The organism is Virgibacillus ainsalahensis (assembly GCF_055380755.1).
Window position 1 is genome coordinate 1102611 of sequence record NZ_AP043943.1, and the last position, 23656, is coordinate 1126266.

Annotated in this window: 22 protein-coding genes; 19 read left to right on the forward strand and 3 right to left on the reverse strand. The window is 39.6% G+C overall.

All coding sequences use genetic code 11. The features are described 5' to 3' along the window. Positions 1-13 precede the first annotated feature (13 nt). From ACZ427_RS05140 to ACZ427_RS05155, 4 genes are all read left to right on the forward strand, one after another. Entirely contained in the window at positions 14-1702 is a 1689-nt protein-coding gene (locus ACZ427_RS05140) for an ABC transporter substrate-binding protein (RefSeq protein WP_461178428.1), read from the forward strand. A 96-nt stretch (positions 1703-1798) separates the two neighbouring features. Then, positions 1799-2800 (forward strand): ABC transporter permease, encoded by a 1002-nt coding sequence (locus ACZ427_RS05145; RefSeq protein WP_461178429.1) that lies wholly within the window; start codon positions 1799-1801, stop codon positions 2798-2800. 10 nt (positions 2801-2810) lie between these two features. Next, positions 2811-3743 (forward strand): nickel transporter permease, encoded by a 933-nt coding sequence (gene nikC, locus ACZ427_RS05150; protein ID WP_461178430.1) that lies wholly within the window; start codon positions 2811-2813, stop codon positions 3741-3743. A 124-nt stretch (positions 3744-3867) separates the two neighbouring features. Next, positions 3868-5736, forward strand: coding sequence for a DUF2207 domain-containing protein (locus ACZ427_RS05155; protein WP_461178431.1), 1869 nt, complete (start codon positions 3868-3870; stop codon positions 5734-5736). A 99-nt stretch (positions 5737-5835) separates the two neighbouring features. On the opposite strand, the gene ACZ427_RS05160 is transcribed toward ACZ427_RS05155, so the two are convergent. After that, on the reverse strand, positions 5836-6594 hold the full coding sequence (locus tag ACZ427_RS05160) for a FixH family protein (RefSeq protein WP_461178432.1): 759 nt from the start codon (positions 6592-6594) through the stop codon (positions 5836-5838). Positions 6595-6787: 193 nt separating this feature from the next. Between ACZ427_RS05160 and ACZ427_RS05165 the strand changes: the two genes are divergently transcribed. The 3 genes from ACZ427_RS05165 to ACZ427_RS05175 all read left to right on the forward strand — a co-directional run bounded on the left by ACZ427_RS05165 (position 6788) and on the right by ACZ427_RS05175 (position 9152). Then, positions 6788-8392 (forward strand): glutathione ABC transporter substrate-binding protein, encoded by a 1605-nt coding sequence (locus ACZ427_RS05165; protein WP_461178433.1) that lies wholly within the window; start codon positions 6788-6790, stop codon positions 8390-8392. Between the two features lie 93 nt (positions 8393-8485). Further along, positions 8486-8836 (forward strand): DMT family transporter, encoded by a 351-nt coding sequence (locus tag ACZ427_RS05170; protein ID WP_461178434.1) that lies wholly within the window; start codon positions 8486-8488, stop codon positions 8834-8836. Position 8837: 1 nt separating this feature from the next. Further along, positions 8838-9152 (forward strand): DMT family transporter, encoded by a 315-nt coding sequence (locus tag ACZ427_RS05175; RefSeq protein ID WP_461178435.1) that lies wholly within the window; start codon positions 8838-8840, stop codon positions 9150-9152. A 290-nt stretch (positions 9153-9442) separates the two neighbouring features. Here the strand turns inward: ACZ427_RS05175 and ACZ427_RS05180 are convergent, their stop codons facing one another. Beyond that, entirely contained in the window at positions 9443-9784 is a 342-nt protein-coding gene (locus tag ACZ427_RS05180; RefSeq protein ID WP_461178436.1) for a general stress protein, read from the reverse strand. A 237-nt stretch (positions 9785-10021) separates the two neighbouring features. On the opposite strand from ACZ427_RS05180, the gene ACZ427_RS05185 reads away from it, so the two are divergent. The 3 genes from ACZ427_RS05185 to ACZ427_RS05195 all read left to right on the forward strand — a co-directional run bounded on the left by ACZ427_RS05185 (position 10022) and on the right by ACZ427_RS05195 (position 12533). Then, positions 10022-10471 carry a hypothetical protein gene (locus ACZ427_RS05185; protein WP_461178437.1) on the forward strand — a complete coding sequence of 150 codons (450 nt, stop codon included), beginning with the start codon at positions 10022-10024 and terminating at the stop codon, positions 10469-10471. 176 nt (positions 10472-10647) lie between these two features. After that, positions 10648-11004, forward strand: coding sequence for a DUF485 domain-containing protein (locus ACZ427_RS05190; RefSeq protein WP_461178438.1), 357 nt, complete (start codon positions 10648-10650; stop codon positions 11002-11004). Beyond that, on the forward strand, positions 11001-12533 hold the full coding sequence (locus tag ACZ427_RS05195; RefSeq protein WP_461178439.1) for a solute symporter family protein: 1533 nt from the start codon (positions 11001-11003) through the stop codon (positions 12531-12533). The genes ACZ427_RS05190 and ACZ427_RS05195 overlap by 4 nt, the downstream gene beginning before the upstream one ends. 276 nt (positions 12534-12809) lie before the next feature. On the opposite strand, the gene ACZ427_RS05200 is transcribed toward ACZ427_RS05195, so the two are convergent. Continuing rightward, positions 12810-13205, reverse strand: coding sequence for a ribonuclease HI family protein (locus ACZ427_RS05200; RefSeq protein ID WP_461178440.1), 396 nt, complete (start codon positions 13203-13205; stop codon positions 12810-12812). 170 nt (positions 13206-13375) lie between these two features. Between ACZ427_RS05200 and rpoN the strand changes: the two genes are divergently transcribed. The 9 genes from rpoN to ACZ427_RS05245 all read left to right on the forward strand — a co-directional run bounded on the left by rpoN (position 13376) and on the right by ACZ427_RS05245 (position 23435). Next, the gene (rpoN, locus tag ACZ427_RS05205) at positions 13376-14656 is read left to right on the forward strand and encodes an RNA polymerase factor sigma-54 (RefSeq protein WP_461178441.1); all 1281 of its coding nucleotides are present in this window, start codon (positions 13376-13378) and stop codon (positions 14654-14656) included. Between the two features lie 15 nt (positions 14657-14671). Next, on the forward strand, positions 14672-14914 hold the full coding sequence (locus tag ACZ427_RS05210) for a glutaredoxin family protein (protein ID WP_461178442.1): 243 nt from the start codon (positions 14672-14674) through the stop codon (positions 14912-14914). Positions 14915-15209: 295 nt separating this feature from the next. Next, positions 15210-16256 carry a sugar-binding transcriptional regulator gene (locus ACZ427_RS05215; protein ID WP_461178443.1) on the forward strand — a complete coding sequence of 349 codons (1047 nt, stop codon included), beginning with the start codon at positions 15210-15212 and terminating at the stop codon, positions 16254-16256. Between the two features lie 30 nt (positions 16257-16286). Beyond that, positions 16287-17297 carry a type I glyceraldehyde-3-phosphate dehydrogenase gene (gene gap / locus ACZ427_RS05220; RefSeq protein WP_461178444.1) on the forward strand — a complete coding sequence of 337 codons (1011 nt, stop codon included), beginning with the start codon at positions 16287-16289 and terminating at the stop codon, positions 17295-17297. A gap of 134 nt (positions 17298-17431) precedes the next feature. Further along, positions 17432-18613, forward strand: a complete 1182-nt coding sequence (locus ACZ427_RS05225) for a phosphoglycerate kinase (RefSeq protein WP_461178445.1) — start codon at positions 17432-17434, stop codon at positions 18611-18613. A gap of 30 nt (positions 18614-18643) precedes the next feature. Next, positions 18644-19402 carry a triose-phosphate isomerase gene (gene tpiA / locus ACZ427_RS05230; RefSeq protein WP_461178446.1) on the forward strand — a complete coding sequence of 253 codons (759 nt, stop codon included), beginning with the start codon at positions 18644-18646 and terminating at the stop codon, positions 19400-19402. Further along, the gene (gene gpmI, locus ACZ427_RS05235; protein ID WP_461178447.1) at positions 19399-20937 is read left to right on the forward strand and encodes a 2,3-bisphosphoglycerate-independent phosphoglycerate mutase; all 1539 of its coding nucleotides are present in this window, start codon (positions 19399-19401) and stop codon (positions 20935-20937) included. The genes tpiA and gpmI overlap by 4 nt, the downstream gene beginning before the upstream one ends. 14 nt (positions 20938-20951) lie before the next feature. Beyond that, positions 20952-22238 (forward strand): phosphopyruvate hydratase, encoded by a 1287-nt coding sequence (eno, locus tag ACZ427_RS05240; RefSeq protein ID WP_461178448.1) that lies wholly within the window; start codon positions 20952-20954, stop codon positions 22236-22238. A 219-nt stretch (positions 22239-22457) separates the two neighbouring features. Continuing rightward, positions 22458-23435 (forward strand): nucleoside hydrolase, encoded by a 978-nt coding sequence (locus ACZ427_RS05245; RefSeq protein WP_461178449.1) that lies wholly within the window; start codon positions 22458-22460, stop codon positions 23433-23435. Positions 23436-23656 lie beyond the last annotated feature (221 nt).

A 23656-nucleotide genomic window follows, 5' to 3' on the forward strand; every position in this document is an offset into this window, starting at 1 on the left:
AGGGGGAAAAGGGATGAGGTTGAGGTTTACGCTTTTACTTACCTTAATGTTTGCATTTGTACTAGTGCTTGCAGCATGCAGTGGTGACGGAGGAGCAGACACTGCAGGGACCGAAGAAGCGGAAGAAGCAGACGCCAGTGATGACACAGATGCTGGAGACGATGCCGCTACAGAAGAAGGAGAAGGTGATCAGGTTCTGGTATTCGCTCGAGGAGGAGATTCAGAGAGTCTTGACCCTGGGAGCACGACTGATGGAGAATCGTCTCGCGTAACGAAGCAGGTCCTGGAAAGCTTATTGGAATTTGATAAAGATTCGTTTGAACTTACTCCTGGTTTAGCACATGACTGGGAAGTGTCTGATGATGGACTAAGCTACACGTTCTATTTAGAAGAAGGGGTTACATTCCATGATGGAACAGACTTCAATGCAGAAGCAGTAAAAACAAATTTTGAACGCTGGGCAAATCCGGATCATGAATACGCCTTTACAGACGACGGGTATGTGTACTCGATGTATGGAACGATGTTTGGTGGGTATGAAGGTGATGAGGGCCATGTCATTAGTGAGATAAATGTTGTGAATGATCATGAGATTGAATTTGTGTTAAATCAACCGCTTGGATTTTTCCTGCAAAACATGGGGATGAGCTATTTTGGTATCACCTCTCCGGCAGCTCTTGAGGAGTATGGTCCTAAGATCAATGAAAATCCTGTTGGTACAGGGCCTTTTGAATTCGTAAGCTGGAGCAGGGACGATTCAATTGTTCTGGATAAGTTTGAAGATTACCGAGTAGAAGGCTTGCCAAAACTTGATCAAGTAATCTTTGAGGTCATACCCGATAATGCAGCACGCTTAATTGCGCTTCGTTCCGGTGAGATTGATATTATGGATGGACTAAATCCGGATGATGCTGCGGGTATCAAGTCTGAAGACGGGTTGGAATTATTGACACGTTCCGAGAATAATGTTGGGTATGTCGGTTTTAATACCCAAAAAGAACCATTGGATCAAGTAGAGGTTCGCCAGGCAATTAATTATGCCATTGATCAAGAATCAATCGCTGAAGCGTTATATGCCGGTTATGCAAATACAGCTGTGAATCCGCTGCCTCCTGGTTATCTTGGATATAATGAGGACGTGGAAGGCTATGAATATGATCCGGACCGGGCGATGGAGTTATTGGCAGAAGCAGGTTATGAAGATGGCTTGGATATTGAACTATGGACAATGCCTGTGGCTAGACCATATATGCCGGATCCGGAGACGGTATCGCAAATCGTACAAAATAATTTGGCCGAAGTGGGAGTTAACGCTACGATAGTCCGGGAAGAATGGGCGCCTTATCTGGAAAAAACTTTAGAAGGTGAGCATGAGCTGTTTATGCTTGGCTGGTCAGGAACAAATGGAGATCCAGATTATTTCTTAAGCAGTCTGTTACATGGATCGAATATTGGCTCAAGCAACCGTACCTTCTATGAAAACGCTGAGGTGGATGATTTATTGGATCAGGCAAAAAGAGCAGTAGATCAAGATGAACGTGCAGCATTTTATGAGGAAGCACAGACTCTTATTTCAGAAGATTCGCCAATGGCTACATTAGTACATTCCACGCCAGTGATGGCAACGACAAGTGATGTTTTAAATTACGTACCGCATCCTTCTACCAGTGAGTCCCTGGCAGAAGTTGAATTAGCTAATTAATCGAAAGGGCAGTAGCTTATTACTGCCCTTTCAATTCAAAAACATCTTCGGAATATTCGCATTTTTTATCCGCTGTAAAAGAATTGAGGTGAAATGATGTTTGCCTATATCACTCGAAGACTGTTAATGCTTATTCCGGTTTTAGTTGGTATGACATTAATTACTTTTTCTATTGTACATCTGATTCCCGGCAATCCTGCACAGGTTATCTTAGGAGAAACAGCAACAGCGACAGCTATAGGGGATTTGGAAGAAAGTATGGGACTTAACGAGCCATATCTAATTCAGTATGGATATTATGTAATGGACTTACTTCAAGGAGATTTAGGTACTTCATTACGATCGAAAGCAGAGATTTCCAATGAAATATGGCCCTACATTGCAGCAACTTTTGAACTAACAGTTTTTGCTATGATCTTTGCCGTGATTGTCGGGGTGAACGCTGGAATTATCAGTGCCTGGAAACAGAATTCCTGGTTTGATTTCTTAGCAATGATTTTTGCCTTAATTGGTGTTTCCATGCCAATTTTTTGGTTAGCTTTAATGGAGCAATGGGTTTTCGCCCAGGAACTTGATTGGCTTCCAGCATATGGAAGGCAGGATAGCAGGGACCCGATTGCACCAATTACACATTTTTATGTTCTCGATGCACTCATTCATCTCGATTTTGCAAGAGCATTAACGGTATTAAAACATTTAGTATTACCTAGTATTGCTTTAGGCACCATCCCAATGGCAATTATTGCAAGAATGACCCGGTCAAGCATGCTTGAGGTAATGAAAACGGACTATATCCGGACAGTCAGGGCTAAAGGATCAGGTCAATTTCTAGTCATCTATAAACATGCTTTAAAAAATGCATCGATACCAGTATTAACTGTGATTGGCCTGCAAACTGGAGTGCTTTTAGGCGGAGCAATTTTAACAGAAACCATTTTTAGCTGGCCCGGAATAGGAAGGTATGTGTATGAAGCTATAAATTACCGGGATTATCCAGTTATTCAGTCTGGCATTCTTGTCATTGCGTTTATCTTTGTCATGATTAACTTAATCGTTGACGTGCTATATAAATTTATTGATCCCAGGATTAAATATTAGGGGGGATGTAATGAAAATAGACGAGAAAGACAAGCAGACTGAACGATTGATAAAAAATACCACGAAGAAAGATCAGCAATTTGATACAGAGGAAATCGAAGCGATATCCCCATGGAGGGACACCATTAAACAATTGAGAAGAAACCGGTTTGCATTGATTGGATTTACCATCATTATATTTTTTATCATCCTCGGTCTGGTTGCACCACTTCTAACCCCTTACACAGTTGAGGAACAGGATCTGGTCAACCGGCTTCTTCCACCGTCAGTGGACCATTGGCTGGGAACGGATCATCTTGGCAGAGATATTTTCACCAGAATAGCATATGGTGCGAGAGTTTCACTTCAAGTTGGATTTTTTGCTGTAACAGGTGCACTGTTTTTTGGTACGTTATTAGGGATTATAGCAGGGTATTTTGGTCGGTGGATTGATATGGTAATCTCACGGATTTTCGATATATTACTGGCTTTTCCCAGTATTCTATTGGCTATTGCAATTGTGGCGATACTAGGAGCGTCACTTCAAAATGCCTTAATTGCCATTGCAATTATAAACATCCCTATTTTCGGCCGGCTTGTGCGATCAAAGGTAATCAGTTTACGTGAAGAGGAATATATCATGGCTGCCAAAGCTCAGGGGATGAAAAATGGCAGGATTATTTTACAGCATATATTACCAAACAGCCTTGCTCCAATTATCGTGCAAGCAACATTGGGGTTTGGTACAGCAATATTAGAAGCGGCTGCACTTGGCTTTTTAGGATTGGGGGTTCAGCCGCCTACACCGGAATGGGGGCAGATGCTAGCTGATTCACGTGATTTCATCCAGCTGGCACCATGGACATTAATTATACCAGGTGTGTCGATAATGCTTGTTGTACTAGGTTTTAACCTAATGGGAGATGGGTTGCGTGATGCCCTGGATCCGAAAATGAAGCATTAATTATGATAGAAGTACTATTCAATAGCGGCCCGCAGCTTAGCATGCTGTGGGTCGTTATTTTGGTGAAACCTTTTTTGTTTCTCATCCGTATTACAATTACATGCTAATCAAAAGGAGTTAAAACATGAAGAAATTTTATATAACTGTCATTCTATTGTTTTCCATCTCTATCATAGCAGCCTGTTCGGATGAAGAACGTTCTTTTTCCATTGATGACGTAACGATCGATGCCCAAATTCAAGAAGATGGAACTATTCATGTCCGCGAGCTGTTTACATATACGTTTGTTGGTTCATATGAAGGAATGACACGTTCAATTGAATCAGATGTGGAAAATTTTCATGCTTATCTAACGGAAGGAACGGATCCTGCAATTCCCACAGATGAGTTGTCCTCTTTAGAGGTTGAAGAAGAAGACAATACATACAGTGTTTTTTCTGATTCAACGGATGAGACAAAGAAAGTGTTGTATAGCTACGATGTTGAAGGATCTGTAAAAAAATACACTGACGTTGCTGATATAACCTATGCTTTTTTTGATGGTTCCAATGAAACAAATCTGAATAATGTAGAAATTACCGTACACCCGCCCGCCGGTACCAGTCTTGGTCATGCACATACTTTTTTACATGAAGATAAGACAGGAAGCCTGACAATGACTGATAATGGCATCAAGTACACAAATTCATTATTGGAAGCAGGGGATTCATCGATGATTCGTTTTGTTTTCCCGGCAGGACAACTGACTGGTATGGAGCTTGATCGTAATAAAGCGATGGAAGCCGCGATTCTGGCCGAAGAGCAGGAACTTACTGAACGTGCAGAGAATCTTGAAGCAACGATGGGACAGGTTGAACCTATCCTATGGGTGTTCCTTGCAGTTCTGATTTTAGCATCCATTTTCATGCTTATTGTCCACCCGAATCGATACCGTGGGGATAAGGGGCAGGATGCGCTGCTTCGATTGGTTGAAAAAACGGACCCGTTATTTGTTAAATACCTCAATGGCTATTTAAGTTTGCCGAATGACAGCTTTATTGCAGCTTTATTTTCACTAAAACGACGTGGGGTGGTAACACTGAAAGAGGTTCCATCCAAAATAGATAAGGAAGAAAACACCTACCGTTTTACCTGGAAAAACGAAGAATCAGGCATTATTGATGAAGCAGACCAATACCTTCGTTCATGGCTATTTACAGAGCGTGATGCAGGTGGCGATTATTTTCTATTGGAAACCTTAGTCGATAATGAAGATGAATCCGATGAAGTAAAAGAAGAAAAAGCTGAACAGTTTAATTCCGGTTTTGACCAGTGGTCGGAGAAGGTGAAAGAAAGAGAAAACTATCAGGGATTGCGTAGCCCGTTCAAAGGATTCTCTCTCTTTTCCATTCCACTCCTCATCGCTTCGTTTGGATTATTTTATTATTTTACAAGCATCGATACAATCGGATCGACAGAGCAATGGGTATTACCATTAGTTGCTGGTATTTTAACAGTCGGTGCTCTCATGTTTAATCGAAATAAATGGGTATTGTTTGTATTTTATTTTGTCATACTGCTCATGACGTTAATTGGATTCAGCCTAACACCAGCAGTTATACTGACACTGGTTTTCTATGGTCTGTCTTTAATTGCACTGCTCGTTATCCCTTCCTATTATTGGAAAAAAGATATAAGACAACTGAAATATGCGATTCATCAAGCGCATGTGTTATTCCGAAAAAAGCGATACCCAATTGGAACAGACCCCAATAAAATAGAAAGAAGATTGGAATATGCGATTGTCCTGGGAGTTGGGGAGAACTATGGTGAACAATGTGGGAAGGAAGAACAGATAGCTGTATGGAAAACATATCACCCCTTACTTCAAAACCCTGTTTATGCGACGACAGCGTTTAGTACGAACAGTTTAATTCTTTACACTGTTGCTGTGCAAAATAGCAGTACAACAAATACATCCGCAACTGGCGGTGGGGGAGCAGGGGCGTTTTAAAGCAAATTGCTTATCTGCACTTTAACCTGAACTTATGTAAGAAGGTTTTATACTTAAAAAAGGAAGCTAATCCTTGGGACAGCTTCCTTTTTTATTCACTTAATTTACCTCCACATCGTGCACTTCGTGTTCATGAAGTCCATCATCATTTTCTACATGAATCTGAACCTTATATATGCCTGGCTTTGGAAACTCATATGTCGCATGATATTCTCCTGCAGATGATTCTCCTGCTTTTACCCAATTATGTTTGTCCGAAATAGTATCATTCCAGATTTCATAACGAACATCGGCTGCTTCCAAAGGGTTACCGTCCATTTGTAAATGAACCGCCAGATTTGTTTCTGCTTCCGTGTTAATCTCATCATCTTTTTTGAATTCCATGGAAAATCCTTCAGATTCTGTTTCATCATCAGACCCTGTTAAGCTTGCATCATCCTCCGATTCCTCACTTGTCCCTTCTCCGACTGTAATGGACTCAAGTGGCATGGTATGCATGGTTCTTGCTGTAACATGTGCATACATTTCATAAACGCCATCCTCGTCAAATGTTGTTTCGGCTGTATAGGTTCCATCTCCATTATTTTCCGGTTCTATCATGATGCTGTCATCTTCATTTCCTGTTTCCCAGATTTCAAACGTAACTTCATCGGCATCGTCTACGTTTTCATCCCCATAAGTAACAGTCGCGGTTAATTCTATTGTCTCATTAACCTCAGCTTCTTCCGGAACCGCAAAATCCACTAGAAGCTGCTTGAGTTCTTCCACATTTGATTCTGTATTTTCTTCCTCATTGCCACATGCTGATAGTAGAGTAAAAGAAAGGATTAATAAAAATAACCATTGTTTTTTTAACATAATTGAACCCCTTTTATAAGCAATCTTTAATGATAAAACTAGTATAACATGTTATTTAGCCTGATTTGTGAAGGATCAATGAACATCTTTAGTGAAAAAGAATCAAAGAAATTGACGATGTACACCAATCATTGTAAAATCAGGAGGTAATTAAACATACCAGATTAATTGGTATTAAAGAGGGGGAATATAGATGAAAGCAAAAGCATTGATACTCATTATGATTTTGATGGGACTTATTTTAGTGGCTTGTGCGGATGAACCAGACTCATCAGGAAGTGATGATTTGGAAGACAATAATAGTACAAATGAAACACAAGAAGCAGAAGGATCTAATTTAACAGTTGATTTGGCTTCTGAACCAGTGTCATTGGATCCACATGCAGCCAATGATGGAAATTCATTATATGTAATGAATGCAATGTACGATACCCTTGTACAATTGGATACAGACTTAACTTTGCAACCAGGTTTAGCAGAGAGTTTTGAACAAATCGAAGACACAGTCTGGGAATTCAACATTAGACAGGATGTAACCTTTCATGATGGCTCCCAGCTAAATGCGGAGGTTGTAAAAGCTAATTTAGATCGGGTTCGCGATCCTGAGGTGGCCTCACCACTTTCTTTTTTATTTGATATGATTGAGTCTGTAGAAGTGGTAGATGAATACACCGTACATATAACAACAGCCTTTCCATTTGCAGCATTGCCTTCACACTTGGCACATCCTGGTGGACATATAATCAGCTTGGAATCGATTAAAGCAGACTATGAAGCAATTGAAAATGGGGAAGAGCCGTTTGCATCTATTAATGCAAACCCAGTAGGAACCGGATATTTTAAATACGAAGATCGCCAGCACGGGGAGTCTATTACACTTGTTAAAAATGAAGACTACTGGGGCGAGCCAGCAAAAGTAGATGAAGTTACTTATAAAATTGTTCCAGAGGATGGAACAAGAATTGCTGAATTAGAAACTGCAGAAGCAGATATTATTTATCCAGTAAATGCAAATGATATTGGTAGAATTGATTCGAATGAAAACACATATGTAAAGCAATCAGATAGTGCAAGTTTGTCGTATATCGGATTTAATACGAATGTAGAACCTTTTAATGATGTTCGCGTTAGACAAGCAATCACTATGGCAATTGATAATGAAGCTTTAATTGAAGGTGTAACAGATGGAGTAGCATTGCCAGCTATCGGTCCATTAGCGCCAACCGTATTTGGCTATACCGATGATATCGAACCGCTGACTTATGATCCAGAACAGGCGAAAGCATTACTGGAAGATGCAGGGTACCCGGATGGATTCTCGGCAACAATTCTTACACATGATCGGACAACAACAGATACTGCTGAAGTAGCACAAGCACAATTAAGTGAGATAGGGATTGAATTAAACATTGAAACATTAGAAACGGGAACATATTTGGAAACTACTGCTAATGGAGAGATGGATATGTTTGTCGGCAGTTGGGGGACAGTTACCCTGGATGCGGACTACGGTCTTTATCCAATGTTCCATTCATCAAATGCTGGAGCACCTGGGAATCGGTCTTTCTTCGCAAATGATGAGGTAGATGATTTATTAGAACAAGCGAGAAAAACAGTTAACGAAGAAGAACGTTTGGAACTATACAAGAAAGCACAACAATTAATTGTAGATGAAGCACCAATCGTTCCACTCTATCACTCTGTATTACTAGCAGGACTTGCATCGCATGTAGATGGTTTCTTCCAATATCCAAGCAGTTTCCCATTCTTACGTGATGTTACCGTTGAGGGAGATTAATGTAAAGAAGTTCTGAGCAATTATGCTCGGGACTCTTTTTTTGTGTGCTAGAATGAGATTGTTATGAACAATTATACTTGAGGAGGGAGAACCATGGCTTGGCTATACGTTCTATTTGCAGCGATAGTGGAAATATTTTGGGTAATTGGCCTGAAGTATTCGGATTCTTTTTTAGAATGGCTTGGTACGATTATCATGATTGTGTTTAGTTTTTATTTTGTTATTAAAGCCTGTGAAAAATTGCCTGCAGGTACAGTGTATGCTGTTTTTACCGGGCTTGGAGCGGCTTCGATTGTAGTGATTGATTTTACAATTTTTGATTCGGAATTTACGTGGGAAAAGGTTCTCTTTATCGGTCTAATTATTTTGGGTGTGATCGGGATTAAAATGACAACACCTAAGTCAACGAAACAGCAGGAATCCACAGAACAGGGAGGAAGATAGAATGGCTTGGATTTACCTCATTATTGCGAGCTTTGGTGAAATATTTGGTGTAATGAGCATTAATCTATATCTTCGCAGGAAAACACTTGGCTGGCTTGCAATGATTGTATTGACTTTCGGATCTGGGTTCCTATTCCTTTCGCTGGCTATGAAAGAAATTCCACTTGGGACGGCTTATGCTGTATGGACAGGATTGGGAGCGGCAGGTGCTGTATTAATGGGGATCTTATTTTTCAACGAATCAGCAGGCTGGAAGCGGATGCTCTTTCTATGCTGTATCATCGCAGGAGCTGTGGGATTGCGATTGCTGGAATAATTTCCGTAGCGAGTAATCGTATCAACCATAATTCAAGTTACTTCGTCTTTTATATCTTTTGTGTCAAAAACAACAATTTTTTTCGGTGGGGCGAGTAATCACAGTCCAATCTTTTAAAGAGCAGCCTTCTGGTTAAATTAGCTGTTTTCATTATAGATGGTGGCGGCATGATCTTAGCCGCCATGTTGGTTTCTTAACTGCGAGCAGAGGTTTCCCACCTTTAAAGAGCCTGGTTTTATACGAAGGCATTCGCGCAAGAAGCGAACAACTTTTGTACCATCACTTCAATTCTATTTTACCTCTGTAAGAATTAAATAAAATCCTGATTTCATATTCCCCTGATGTAGTTGTGCCTCCTCTTTATTAATGCCAAGTTCCATTAATTGATCAAGGGGATTGGTTGTCTCATCTGCAAAAAGGCGATCGACTTTATCCATGAATGATTCCCCATCTTGTTTTTGTGATATTCCTTTTTCTACAGGGACATCCGTTTCATGCTTTATTTTTTTTGATTTTCTGCTATTCGTAACAATTGTAATTTCACCTTCGCGGTAGCCTTGTATTCTCAGGTCATTTGCTGCTTCTACCGCTTCTTCTTCCGTTCGGTAGGCACCTTTAATTTCCTTTGTCATTTTTATACCTCCTGAAAAAAATAATAGTCATTATTTTATTATCTCTTACCCTGCCTGAAAATAGGCTAAACAAGTCGGCGATTATTCAGGGAGTTTTTCGAGCAACTGGTAAGATTCGGAGAAATTTGATCTGTGTCAAATCAATATTCAAAAAAATACATCATAATGATAGTAGAAAACGATTTTGTCCGATTTGTTTTTTTGATGAAAATAAGCTGAATGAAATGGGGTGAGGTTATGGGGGCAAAGAATAAATATTTCATTACAGGTCTCCTCTTGTTCGTTCTCATTATAACGTTGATGGTTGTATTAGCATTTGAAAACTCGGATTATCGAGAAAAAGACCTGGGAGAAACATTGGACATAAATACGGATGAGATAACAAAGATAACGTTAAGTACCCCAATATTTAACAGTCAGTATAAAACAACAACGGACCAGGATGAAATAGAAACCTTTATTAAGTATTTTGATCAGGTTGAGTACCAAAGGTTATCAGGTGATCAGTCCACTTATATGCCGATGAAAGCAAGTTCTATTTATATATATGGAGAAGAGAAATCAGGTTTTATTATACCGTATGAAAACGAAGCGATGATCAACTATAGGGTCTATCGAATAAAACTAGGAAAGCTGGAGAATCAATTCTTAATTGATTTTTATAATTCAATTGCAGGTGAGCCGTAAGGGATTTCGTAATGAAGCACATGGGAATTATTTCCTATAATTTTAGGTGAATAAGAATTAATTAAGACTTAATATCTGTTTTAAGAATTTTAAAAATTAACAATTGAAATTTAATTAATACTTGGGTATGATAGCTTTGTTGCTTCATAAAGACATTTTAACAAGGGGGGATCATAATGAGTGTTGAAAGCGATTACAGGGATAAGCATGAATCAGAAAAACAATCAAATTTTGTCAAAACAGCGGAAAGCAGTGAATTCAAAAGATTACTATCACAAAGGAAAAAATTCATTGTACCATGCGCCATCTTTTTTTTAATCTTTTATTTTACATTACCGGTTTTGACTTCTTACACGTCATTCCTGAATCAACCGGTTATTGGAGACATTTCATGGGCATGGATCTTTGCTTTGAGTCAGTTTGTAATGACGTGGATTCTTTGTACAATCTATGTAAAAAAATCAGCTAACTTTGATAAACAGGCAAATGAAATTATTGAGGATCAGCTGAAAGAGGAGGACACTGGCAGATGAATTTGACGGTCATCGTACTTTTTCTCATTATCGTTGGAGCAACACTTCTTATTACGTATTTTGCAGCAAAGCGAACACAGACTACTGGGGACTTTTATACGGCTGGGGGTGGTTTAACCGGTTGGCAGAATGGACTGGCTATTGCAGGTGACTACTTGTCTGCAGCTTCTTTTCTTGGTATTGCAGGAGCAATAGCTTTATTCGGATTTGACGGTTTTTTCTATAGTATTGGATATTTGGTTGCGTATTTAGTTGTTTTATTTCTGGTGGCCGAGCCATTGAGGAATCTTGGTAAGTATACATTGGCGGACATGATTAATGCCCGCTTTGACGCCAGGAAAGTGAGAGCAGTTGCGGCACTTAGTACAATTACTATTGTTATCTTTTATATGATTGCCCAATTGGTTGGGGCAGGAGCTCTTATTCAGTTATTATTTGGAATCGATTATTGGATGGCTGTCTTAATCGTTGGTGTAATGATGACAATATATGTATTATTTGGTGGAATGACTGCAACGAGCTGGGTACAAATCATTAAAGCTGTTCTTCTTATGATTGGTACAGTAATTATTGCGTTTCTTGTGCTGGCGAAATTTAATTTTAATATTTTGTATATGTTCAGTGAGGTGAAAACAGCTACCAGCCATGGAGAAGCTTACCTTAACCCGGGACTGCAGTACACTGTTCCCTTGGATACAATCTCACTTATGATTGCACTTGTATTTGGAACTGCAGGGTTGCCGCATATTCTTATGCGTTTCTTCACTGTTAAGGACGCCAAGACGGCAAGAAGTTCGGTTGTGACTGCAACATGGGTGGTTGGAATATTTTATGTACTTACGATCTTACTTGGTTTTGGAGCTGCTGCCTTTGTTGGAGAGAGTCAAATTATGCAGGCAAATCCAGCTGGAAATATGGCGGCACCGCTATTAGCAGAAGCCCTGGGCGGGGATATATTAATGTCTTTTGTAGCGGCAGTAGCTTTTGCAACGATACTGGCAGTGGTGGCAGGTCTTGTTTTATCAGGCGCCTCCGCATTTGCTCATGATATATTTGGCCAAATTATTAAAAAAGGGAAAGCAACGGATAAGCAACAAATGCTTGCAGCACGCTATGCTTCCTTCGGGGTCGCAGTTTTTTCAATTTTACTTGCTTTATTCGCGCAAAATCTGAACGTAGCTTTTCTTGTTTCCTTAGCATTCTGTGTAGCAGCAAGTGCCAACTTGCCGGTCATTCTATTTACAATTTATTGGAAGCGTTTCAACACAACCGGTGCTATTACGGCCATGTTGTCAGGGTTGCTATCTGCCTTGATTCTAGTTTCTATCAGCCCAAACGTGTTATCTCCGACAGAAGGTGCAGCAATTTTCGTTGGGGATCCAATTTTCCCACTTACAAATCCTGCAATCATTTCAGTGCCATTAGGATTTATTGGGGGGTACCTTGGAACGGTTCTTTCCAAAGAAATTAATCTGGAAAGATATGCGGAAGTGAAAGTTAGAGCGAATACGGGGTATAGAGGAAAATAAAAAGACTTTTTTTCGTGAATTTTTGCTCATTAACTTCACGGGTGATATAAAAATTCGGTCAGTAATCGGGTTGATGAATGACCGAACGGAGAGGGTGAGTCGTCAATCGGTCACTACTCGGGTTGATGAACGACCGAGCGGAGAAGAAGATCCTTCATTCGGTCACTACTCGGGTTGATGAGCGACCGAACGGAGAGGCGGAACCATCCTTCGGTCACTTATCGGGTTGATGAGCGACCGAATATAATGGAGAAACTCTTATTCGGTCTCAATAAATTATCCATTTCCCCTCTGTATCGCTTTTCTCGCCAGTTGATCTGCATGATTATTTTGTTTTTCAGGAATCCATTTAATAAAAAAATATGGAAAGGCGTTGGCTTCTTGCTTAATTTTTTCAAGGAGGGGAAGGAATCTTTCGTTTTTCGTGAAATCCTTGTCAATGGTATCGACAACGAGCTTGGAATCTGATCGGAAGGATAATATCTCACCTGGAAAAGATCCCTGGCATATATGAAGAGCTTTTATTACTGCATGAAATTCTGCTTCATGATTTGACATCATTCCCAGTGAATAGGAATATTTATAATAATTCTTTCCTTGTTTGATATAAATACCTGCACCACTTGGTCCTGGATCCCCGCTTGATGCACCATCTGTGTATACTTCAATCAAATAAAAACGCCCCTTTCAGGATCTAAGAAGTACTGTGAAAAATACATATGTATTATAATATGGATAAACACTTATTCTCAAGTAAATATAAAACCTGTTAAATTTGGAGTGGCAGGCATTAACTGAATATGGGACAATAGAAATGTAAGCACTTTATCAGGGGTGTTAAAATGAAGCAAAGGCTCGTTCAAGAACAGAAATTACAATGGAAAATAAATCAGTCTTTATTACAATCGATAAATATTCTTCAGTTTTCCAGTGTGGAATTAATTGAATATATTCAGGAGGTTTCAAAAGAAAACCCGTTAATAGAAGAAGTCAATTATGATTATGATATCGTACAATATAGATCACAAGGCAATGAACAGCCGGCAATTGGGGAAATTAATCAAACAGAATTATCGATGTATGAACAACTGAAGATGCAGTTATATACATTGGATATTGCCGAGGAAATAAAGCCCGTGGTTTACTTTGGTATTGATTCATTGAATGAAGATGGTTATCTGGATGTTGATCTGGATTTGTGGGCAAAAAAATGTGATACAACAATAGAAAACACGGAAAATGCGCTGGAAATGATCCAGACTTTGGAGCCTGTGGGTGTTGGAGCCAGAACATTGAGTGAATGTATTATAATACAATTAAGGGCGATGGGTCATACCGAGTCTTTTATTGAGAATTTGCTGGAAGACCACCTGGATTGGATTGCGGAGGAAGATATTAAAGCAATCAGCGATTATTATGATGTATCGGAAACAAGCGTTTTGGAGCTGATTAAGAGTATTAAGTCCTGTCACCCCAAGCCCGGCCAGTTATTGGTTAACCAAAAGCCGGATTACATCATTCCGGAAGCGGAAATTTACAAGGAAGATGGCATCTGGAAGATTTCATTTTATAAATGGAATTCACCAAAAATTGAATTGAACCAGTCCTATGCTAATTTTAAAAGTGATGATAAAAAAACACGGGAATATCTAAAAGAAAAATATAATCAAGTGGATTGGCTGAAGCAGGCGATTTCTTATCGATCCAATACTTTGGAGAGTATTATTCAAAATGTGCTGGAAAAGCAATACACGTTTTTTGAATATGGCACATTTATGCTTCGGCCACTTACATTAAGGGAAATCGCTGCTGATATTGATGTACATGTCTCTACCGTCAGTCGGGCAATAAATAATAAATATATCCAAACAAATCAAGGTGTTATGCCAATTAAGTTTTTCCTGCAATCTGGAATCAGACAGGCTAGTGGAAAACAAACAGCTTCGATTGCGGTTAAACAGTTAATCCTTGAAATAATTCAGTATGAGAATAAAGCAAAGCCTCTATCCGATGAAGCAATCAAAAAAAGGCTGGAAGGTGAATTTGGGATAACAGTCGCCCGAAGAACAATCATGAAATACCGTGAACAACTCCAGATTCCTTCCTCGACGAAACGAAAGTAAAGGAGATATTAAACCATGTTGAAAGTTATATATTATAGGAAGGAAAATTGTCAGCTTTGTGATGAAGCCGAAGCATTATTAGAATTGTTAAAACATGATTATACATTCCACGTTGAACCACGTGATATCTATACGAATGATGTGTGGTTGGAGGAATATCATTTGTCAATTCCAGTTGTTAAAATGAATGAAACGGAACTGGATGCTTCACAGATCAATTTGGAAACTTTGGAAAAGGCATTAAAGAAACATACATGAGGAGAAATCAGTGAACGTGCTGGTTTCTTTTTTTAGCAGTTAATAAACCATCATGGCGCGGGCTTATGGATTTCACCTAACCTATAGCGAATGGAAGTTGTCTAAGAAAATAGGGTAGGCTAATCAGGCCACTTGTGCTTTTGTTCGATCAAAAATATCACAGCAAATCATTTGTATATTTTTTGTTATATGCTACAATAATAATTGTTATAGGGATTATATTTTTTTACCCACACCGGGACAAAATATAATCAACCGGGTCAATATTGCCCCGATGATGAAAAGGAGTCTTTTCATGAAAGCTTTAATCGAAGCACAGAAGAAACTATTACCTGATCTGTTAAAGGTAATGCAACAAAGGTATTCCATTTTGCATAGCATAGACCGTTTTCAGCCGATTGGCAGGAGAGGTATTGTAGAAAACACCAAACTAACAGAGCGTCATGTTCGAGGAGAAATTGACTTTTTACAGAAACAGGGTTTACTTCATGTAACTACAAAAGGAATGTATATGACAAAAGAGGGTAAATTAATTCTGGACGAGCTTGCAGTATTTATGAGCGAAATCACAGGATTGAATGTTTTAGAAAAGCGAATAAAGGAAAAGTTACATGTAGAAAATGTTATTATTGTCCCGGGTAATAGTGATAAGGACGAGTGGGTAAAACAAGAAATGGGAAAAGCATGTGCTGCTTTTCTTCGAACGATAGTAAAACCCCAAAGTACAATTGCTGTAACTGGAGGTTCTACCGTTGCTGCTGTTGCTGATATAATGACGCCAATAGATGAAAAGAATGATTATCTATTCGTGCCTGCAAGAGGTGGCGTTGGAGAAAAAATGGAAAACCAGGCAAGCAGGATTGCAGCGGAGATGGCACAAAAAACCAACGGGGATTACCGTCTGCTGTATGTTCCCGATCCAATCAGTGAAACAGCATACCAAACACTGATTGATGAGCCTTCCATAAGAGAAATGCTTCAGATTATAAGAAATGCAGGCATTGTTTTACATGGAGTTGGTGATGCATTAACCATGGCAGCACGAAGGAAAACATCTGATGAAGTAATCACCAAATTAAAAACGAACAACGCTGTGAGTGAAGCGTTCGGCTATTATTTTGATGCAGATGGAAGTGTTGTCTATAAGGTGAAAACAGTGGGACTGCAGTTAGAAGACTTGGATGCTATTGAGCATGTCATTACCATTGCAGGCGGAAAGTCAAAAGGAAAGGCGATTGCTTCATACTTTCAACAAGGAAAGAGTGATATGCTGATCACGGATGAGGCAGCTGCAGAACAGATTTTAAAGGGACAAAAAAGCCCTTTGAATATAAATACATGAAATAAATAATAATTTCTAGGAGGAATAAATATGGCAGTAAAAGTAGGTATTAACGGATTTGGAAGAATCGGACGCAACGTGTTTCGTCAAGCGCTGAAAAATAATGAGGTAGAAGTAGTTGCTGTTAACGATTTAACGGATGCAAATATGCTTGCACATCTGTTGAAATATGATTCTGTACATGGTCAATTAGAAGAAGAAGTAACTGTTAATGGGTCTAACCTTGTAATCGGTGGCAACGAAATCAAAGTATTATCTGAACGTGATCCTGCAGATTTAGGCTGGGGAGACCTTGGGGTAGAAGTTGTTATTGAATCTACCGGCCGCTTCACACAACGTAATGATGCACAAAAACATATTGATGCTGGAGCGAAAAAAGTAATTATTTCAGCACCTGCAAAAGAAGAAGATTTAACAATGGTTATGGGTGTAAACGAACAAGATTATGATCCAAGCAAACACCATGTTTTATCAAATGCATCTTGTACAACAAATGGTATTGCACCACTTGCGAAAGTACTTCACGAAAATTTCGGTTTGAAACGCGGATTGATGACAACTGTTCACTCATATACAAATGATCAGCAAATTCTTGATTTGCCTCACAAAGACTATCGTCGTGCACGTGCAGCAGCACAAAATATTATTCCTACAACAACCGGGGCAGCTAAGGTTGTCGGGAAAGTACTACCAGAACTAAATGGTAAACTTAATGGAATGGCAGTTCGCGTTCCTACTCCGGATGGATCATTAATTGATTTAGTTGCAGAACTGGATAAAAATGTTACAGCAGAGGAAGTAAATAAAGCATTTGAAGAAGCTGCAGGCAGTGGTGATCTGGAAGGAATTATGGAATATACAGAAGATCCAATTGTTTCATCAGATATTGTTGGTAACAGACATTCATCAATCTATGATGCTTTATCAACAATGATCCTTGAAGACAATATGGTTAAAGTTGTTTCCTGGTATGACAATGAAATGGGCTATTCTGCACGTTGTGTAGATATGGCAGCATTCTTGGGCGAAAAAGGACTATAAGTTTGTGAAAAACGGAGGAGGGCAGTGTTCCTCTTCCGTTTTCTCATTCGTTAAATGAAATGATTAGTAAAACAATAAACAGGGAAACCCTAATGTGGTAAGATTACATAAGAAAAGCTTAGGAGGGTGCATGAATGAATAAGAAAACACTTCAGGATCTTGAGGTCAAGGGGAAAAAAGTCTTTTGTCGCGTGGATTTCAACGTGCCGATGAAAAATGGCGAAGTTACAGATGATACGCGTATAAAGGCAGCATTACCAACGATTAGCTATTTATCAGAGCAAGGGGCAATTGTTATTCTGGCTAGCCATCTTGGTCGACCAAAAGGACAGGTTGTCGAAGAACTACGTCTGGACCCTGTTGCCAAAAGACTAAGTGATCTAATTGGCAAAGAGGTCGTAAAAACAGATGCCGTATATGGAAAAGAAGTAAACGAAGCGCTTTCCCAACGAAATGACGGGGAGATTTTATTAATTGAAAATGTGCGCTTTGAAGCGGGCGAAGAGAAAAACGATGATACGTTGGCGCAGGCCTTTGCTGACATGGCAGATCTTTATGTGAATGACGCATTCGGCGCAGCACACCGCGCACATGCATCCACAACAGGTGTTGCCGAGAAATTACCTGCAGCTGCTGGTTATTTGATGGAAAAAGAAATTAATGTGCTAGGGGAAGCTTTGGAGGATCCAAAGCGTCCATTTACCGCAATAGTCGGTGGAGCTAAAGTGAAAGATAAAATCAATGTCATTGATAATCTATTGGACAAAGTAGATAATCTAATTATTGGTGGAGGGCTTGCCTACACTTTTGTAAAAGCACAGGGACATGAAATTGGAAAGTCACTTTTAGAGGAAGATAAGTTGGATTTGGCCAAAGATTTCATGAAAAAAGCGGAAGAAAAGGGAGTCAAGTTCCTGCTTCCACAAGATGTAGTCGTTGCGGATGATTTTTCTGAAACAGCAAACACAAAAATTGTGGGTATTGAACAAATACCTGCTGATTGGGAAGCATTGGATATCGGCCCTGAAACGCGTGAAACATATGGTCAGGTAATAGCTGATTCCAAGCTGATTATTTGGAATGGACCAATGGGTGTTTTTGAGTTGAATACCTTTGCTGGTGGAACAAAAGCTGTAGCTGAAAGCCTGGCAAATACAGAGGGCTATTCGATCATTGGTGGCGGAGATTCTGCAGCCGCGGTTGAAAAATTCAGCCTCAGTGAAAAGATGGATCATGTATCCACAGGCGGTGGGGCTTCACTGGAGTTTATGGAAGGAAAGGTTCTTCCAGGGGTAAAGGCTTTAAACGATAAGTAATATTTTAATTTATCTAAATGAGGTGAGACGATGCGTAAAAAAGTTATTGCAGGTAATTGGAAAATGAATAAAGTTTTATCAGAAGCAAATGATTTTATTGATGAAGTAGTGGAAAAAGCACCTACAAGCGATGATGTAGAGGCAATCGTTTGTGCACCATTCCCTTTTCTACCTTCACTTGTAGAAAAGACAAAGGGTACGAATGTGAAAATCGGTGCACAAAATATGCATTTTGCAGAAAATGGTGCGTTTACTGGTGAAGTGAGTCCAGTCATGCTTCGCGATCTTGATGTAACACATGTCGTTATCGGTCATTCCGAACGTCGTGAACATTTTGCCGAAACAGATGAAACCGTAAATAAGAAAACACATGCAGCATTTGAACATAAATTACAGCCAATTGTATGTGTCGGTGAAACGCTTGAGCAGCGAGAGGCAAATGAAACGATGAATCATGTAGAAAACCAGGTGAAAAAAGCTGTAGAGGGCTTAACAGACGCACAGGTGGCTGAAACGATTATTGCGTATGAACCAATCTGGGCAATCGGCACAGGAAAAACAGCTTCAAGTGAAGATGCTAATGAAGTATGCAGCCATATTCGAAATGTTATCAAAAACATCACTTCAGAAGAAATAGCTGAACAAATTGTCATTCAATATGGGGGTAGTGTAAAACCGGCAAATGTAGATGAACTGTTGGCACAATCCGATATTGATGGTGCTTTAGTTGGTGGAGCGAGTGTGGAAGCAGCATCTTATCTGCAACTTGTGGAGGCAGGTACGAAATGACTGAAAATAAATTAGGTGCATTAATTATTCTGGATGGGTTTGCTTTTCGTGACGAGGAAAAAGGTAATGCGGTAAAACAAGCAAACACGCCAAACTTTGATCGATTTTGGAAGAAGTTTGCCAATAACCAGCTGACAGCAAGTGGCGAAGCTGTTGGACTGCCTGAAGGACAAATGGGTAATTCGGAGGTCGGACATTTAAACATTGGTGCAGGTCGTATCGTTTATCAAAGTTTGTCCAGAGTTAATCTATCTATTAGAGAAGGCGACTTTTTTGAGGTTGAAGCTTTTCTGAAATCAATCCATAAAGCAAAAGAGAATAACAAAGCACTGCACATTTTCGGACTTCTATCTGATGGTGGTGTACACAGTCATATTAATCATATGTTTGCTTTATTGAAATTGGCAAAAGAACAGGGTCTTGAGAAAATATATGTACATGCCTTTCTCGATGGTCGTGACGTTGGACCGCAAACAGCGAAGAAGTACATTGAACAAACAGAAGAGAAAATGAAGGAACTTGGTGTTGGCCAGATTGCAACAGTTTCCGGCCGGTATTATTCGATGGACAGGGATAAACGCTGGGAGCGTGTGAAAAAAGCCTATGATGCAATGGTTTACGGTGATGGACCAACCTATCAGGATCCATATGAGGTTATCAATGATTCCTATGAAAACGGCATTTATGATGAATTTGTGATACCTTCCGTAATTGTTGATGAAAATGACACCCCGGTAGGTAAGGTAGCGGATAATGATTCGGTTATCTTTTACAACTTCCGTCCAGATCGTGCGATTCAAATATCCCGAACCTTCGCAAATGATGATTTCCGTGATTTTGATCGTGGAGAAAATGCGCCGAAGGATCTGGATTTTGTGATGCTGACGAACTTCAGTGAAACGGTGGAAGGCTATGTGGCTTATGCGCCGGTAAATCTGGATAACACATTAGGAGAAGTCCTGGCACAGAATGACTTAAAACAACTAAGAATTGCTGAGACGGAAAAATACCCACACGTGACATTTTTTATGAGTGGTGGCCGTGAAGATAAATTTCCTGGCGAAAAGCGTATACTCATTGATTCGCCGAAAGTTGCAACTTATGATTTGCAGCCTGAAATGAGTGCATATGAAGTAACGGACGCATTGTTGAATGAACTTGATGCAGGAGAACAGCAAGCGATTATTTTAAATTTTGCAAATCCGGATATGGTTGGTCATTCCGGTAAATTGGAACCGACCATCAAAGCGATTGAAACAGTTGATGAATGTCTTGGGAAAATTGTCGATAAAATTACAGAGCTTGGTGGACATGCAATCATTACTGCTGATCACGGTAATTCGGATGAAGTTATCACATTGGATGGTAATCCGATGACAGCACATACTACAAACCCGGTTCCTGTCATCGTCACAAAAGAAGATGTTGAATTACGTAATGGTGGAATTTTGGCAGATTTAGCCCCAACACTACTTGATTTATTAGATGTAGAAAAACCAGAAGAGATGACTGGCAATTCGTTAATTAAAAAATAAAAGGAGAGATTTTCATGCCATATATTACAGATGTTTATGCTCGCGAAGTATTGGATTCACGCGGTAATCCAACCGTTGAAGTAGAAATTTTTACAGAATCAGGTGCATTCGGCTCCGCACTTGTTCCAAGTGGTGCCTCCACTGGTGAATATGAAGCAGTTGAATTGCGTGATGGTGACAAAGAACGTTACCTGGGTAAAGGTGTTCAAAAGGCTGTGGAGAATGTAAATGAGATTATTGCTCCGGAAATGCTCGGCCTGGATGTTACACGTCAAAATATCATTGATGCTTTAATGATTGAACTTGATGGTACAGAAAACAAAGGAAAACTTGGAGCGAATGCGATTCTTGGTGTCTCCATGGCAGCAGCACATGCAGCATCAAGCTATCTGGAAGTTCCATTATATAACTACCTTGGTGGATTTAACGCAAAAACACTTCCGACACCAATGATGAACATTCTTAATGGTGGAGAACATGCAGATAATAATGTGGATATTCAGGAATTCATGGTGATGCCTGTAGGTGCTCCAACGTTTAAAGAAGCTTTACGTACTGGTGCTGAGATTTTCCATTCCCTAAAAGGTGTATTGAAGTCTAAGGGTTATAACACTGGTGTTGGTGATGAGGGTGGATTTGCTCCAAACCTTGGATCTAATGAAGAAGCACTGCAAACAATTGTTGAGGCAATTGAAGCTGCCGGCTATAAACCTGGTGAGGAAGTTAAATTAGCCATGGATGTTGCTGCATCAGAAATTTATGACGATGGCAAATACAACCTAAAAGGTGAAGGTGTTGTTCGTACATCAGAAGAAATGGTTGACTGGTATGAGGAAATGATTAATAAATATCCAATCGTCTCCATTGAAGATGGCCTGGATGAAAATGACTGGGAAGGCTTTAAAGTGTTAACTGATCGCCTTGGTGCTCGCGTACAACTCGTCGGTGATGATCTATTTGTTACAAACACGGCAAAACTTTCCCAAGGAATTGAACAGGGTGTAGGTAACTCTATTCTTGTAAAAGTGAACCAAATTGGAACACTTACAGAAACTTTTGAAGCAATCGAAATGGCGAAACGTGCTGGCTATACAGCAGTTATTTCCCATCGTTCCGGTGAAACGGAAGATGCTACGATTGCTGATATCGCCGTAGCAACAAATGCAGGTCAAATCAAAACAGGTGCACCTTCACGTACAGACCGCGTTGCAAAATACAATCAGCTGCTTCGAATTGAAGATGAGCTGGCTGGCATGGGCGAATATGCCGGAGATACAGCATTTTATAATTTGAAAAAATAAATGAGAAATTGATAGAGAAAGAGGCAGAGAAATCTGTCTCTTTTTTGCGTTATCGGAACAAATGGGACTGAAAATTGTACGTCCAATACTTAAAAGGTCGTTAAAACAAGAAACAGATCACAGCGACTGATGGAATAATCGAATCCAGACACATAGGACAGAGCCCTTTTTAAATATAGTAATAGAGGCTGTAAATAATTTACAGGGAGTGGATACAGTTTGGTACAAAAAGTTTTGCTATTTGGTGATATTGGGATTGATGATACAATTGCACTTATATATGCATATTTAAATGATGAAATTGACATTGTTGGTATTGTAGCAGATTATGGAAATATCCCCAGAGAAAACGCGATAGCTAACATTCGATATGTGAGAAGTTTATTTGATAATGAAGAGATGGAAAATATCCAAATCATTGCCGGAGCTGAAATTCCGATGACAGGAGAATTGCCCAATTATGTCCCCGAGATCCATGGGGAGTACGGACTTGGACCAATTATTCCACCGGGAAACGGTAATGACATTTTAAGCGAAAATTTCCATGATATTATTGGTATTATTGAAGAGCACCAGGAGGAACTAATTGTAGTTAATATTGGCAGGTTAACATCGCTTGCTACAATGTTTCTTACCTATCAGGAATTAATGAATAATGTAAAGGCTTATTATATTATGGGCGGGGCATTTTGGGTTCCGGGAAATGTGACTGCAGTGTCGGAAGCTAATTTCCATGGAGATCCTGTGGCCGCGCAGCTAGTATTAAACAACGCACATAATATCACGATAATCCCATTAAATGTCACGCTACAGGCAATTGCCACTCCACAAATGGTTGATTACATTGACAGTGTCGGAGAAATTGATATAGTGAAACCATTATTGGATTATTATTATGATTTTTACAAACAGCGGAATCCAAACGTACAGGGGAGTCCACTCCATGATGTACTGACATTAATGGCTGTCATTCATAATGATATGTTTGAATTTCAATTTCTGCCGGCACATATTGTTCAAGCTAACGAAGGAGTAGAAAGAGGACAGAGCATTGCTGATATTAGACCATATATCACCCCGGAAGACGAAGATGAGGAAATACAAGAGGAGAAAAGGCATCGCATTGCCTTTAGCCTTGATTATCAGAAGTTTTATATTGATTTTATGTCGATCATGACGGCAGAGCGTTTTGGATAAAGATTTGCTTGAAAGAAGTGTGCTAATTACAATCTATTAACTGGCAAACTTCTTCTTTAGCAGTTAAGAAACCATGGCGGCTAAAAGCATGCCGCCATCATCTATTATGAACAGCTAATTTAACCATAAGACTGTTTTTTAAAAGATTTGGAACTGCGATTACTCGTCCCATCAAAAAGACTTGTTGTTTTTTGACACAAAAACGATAAAAGACGACGTAA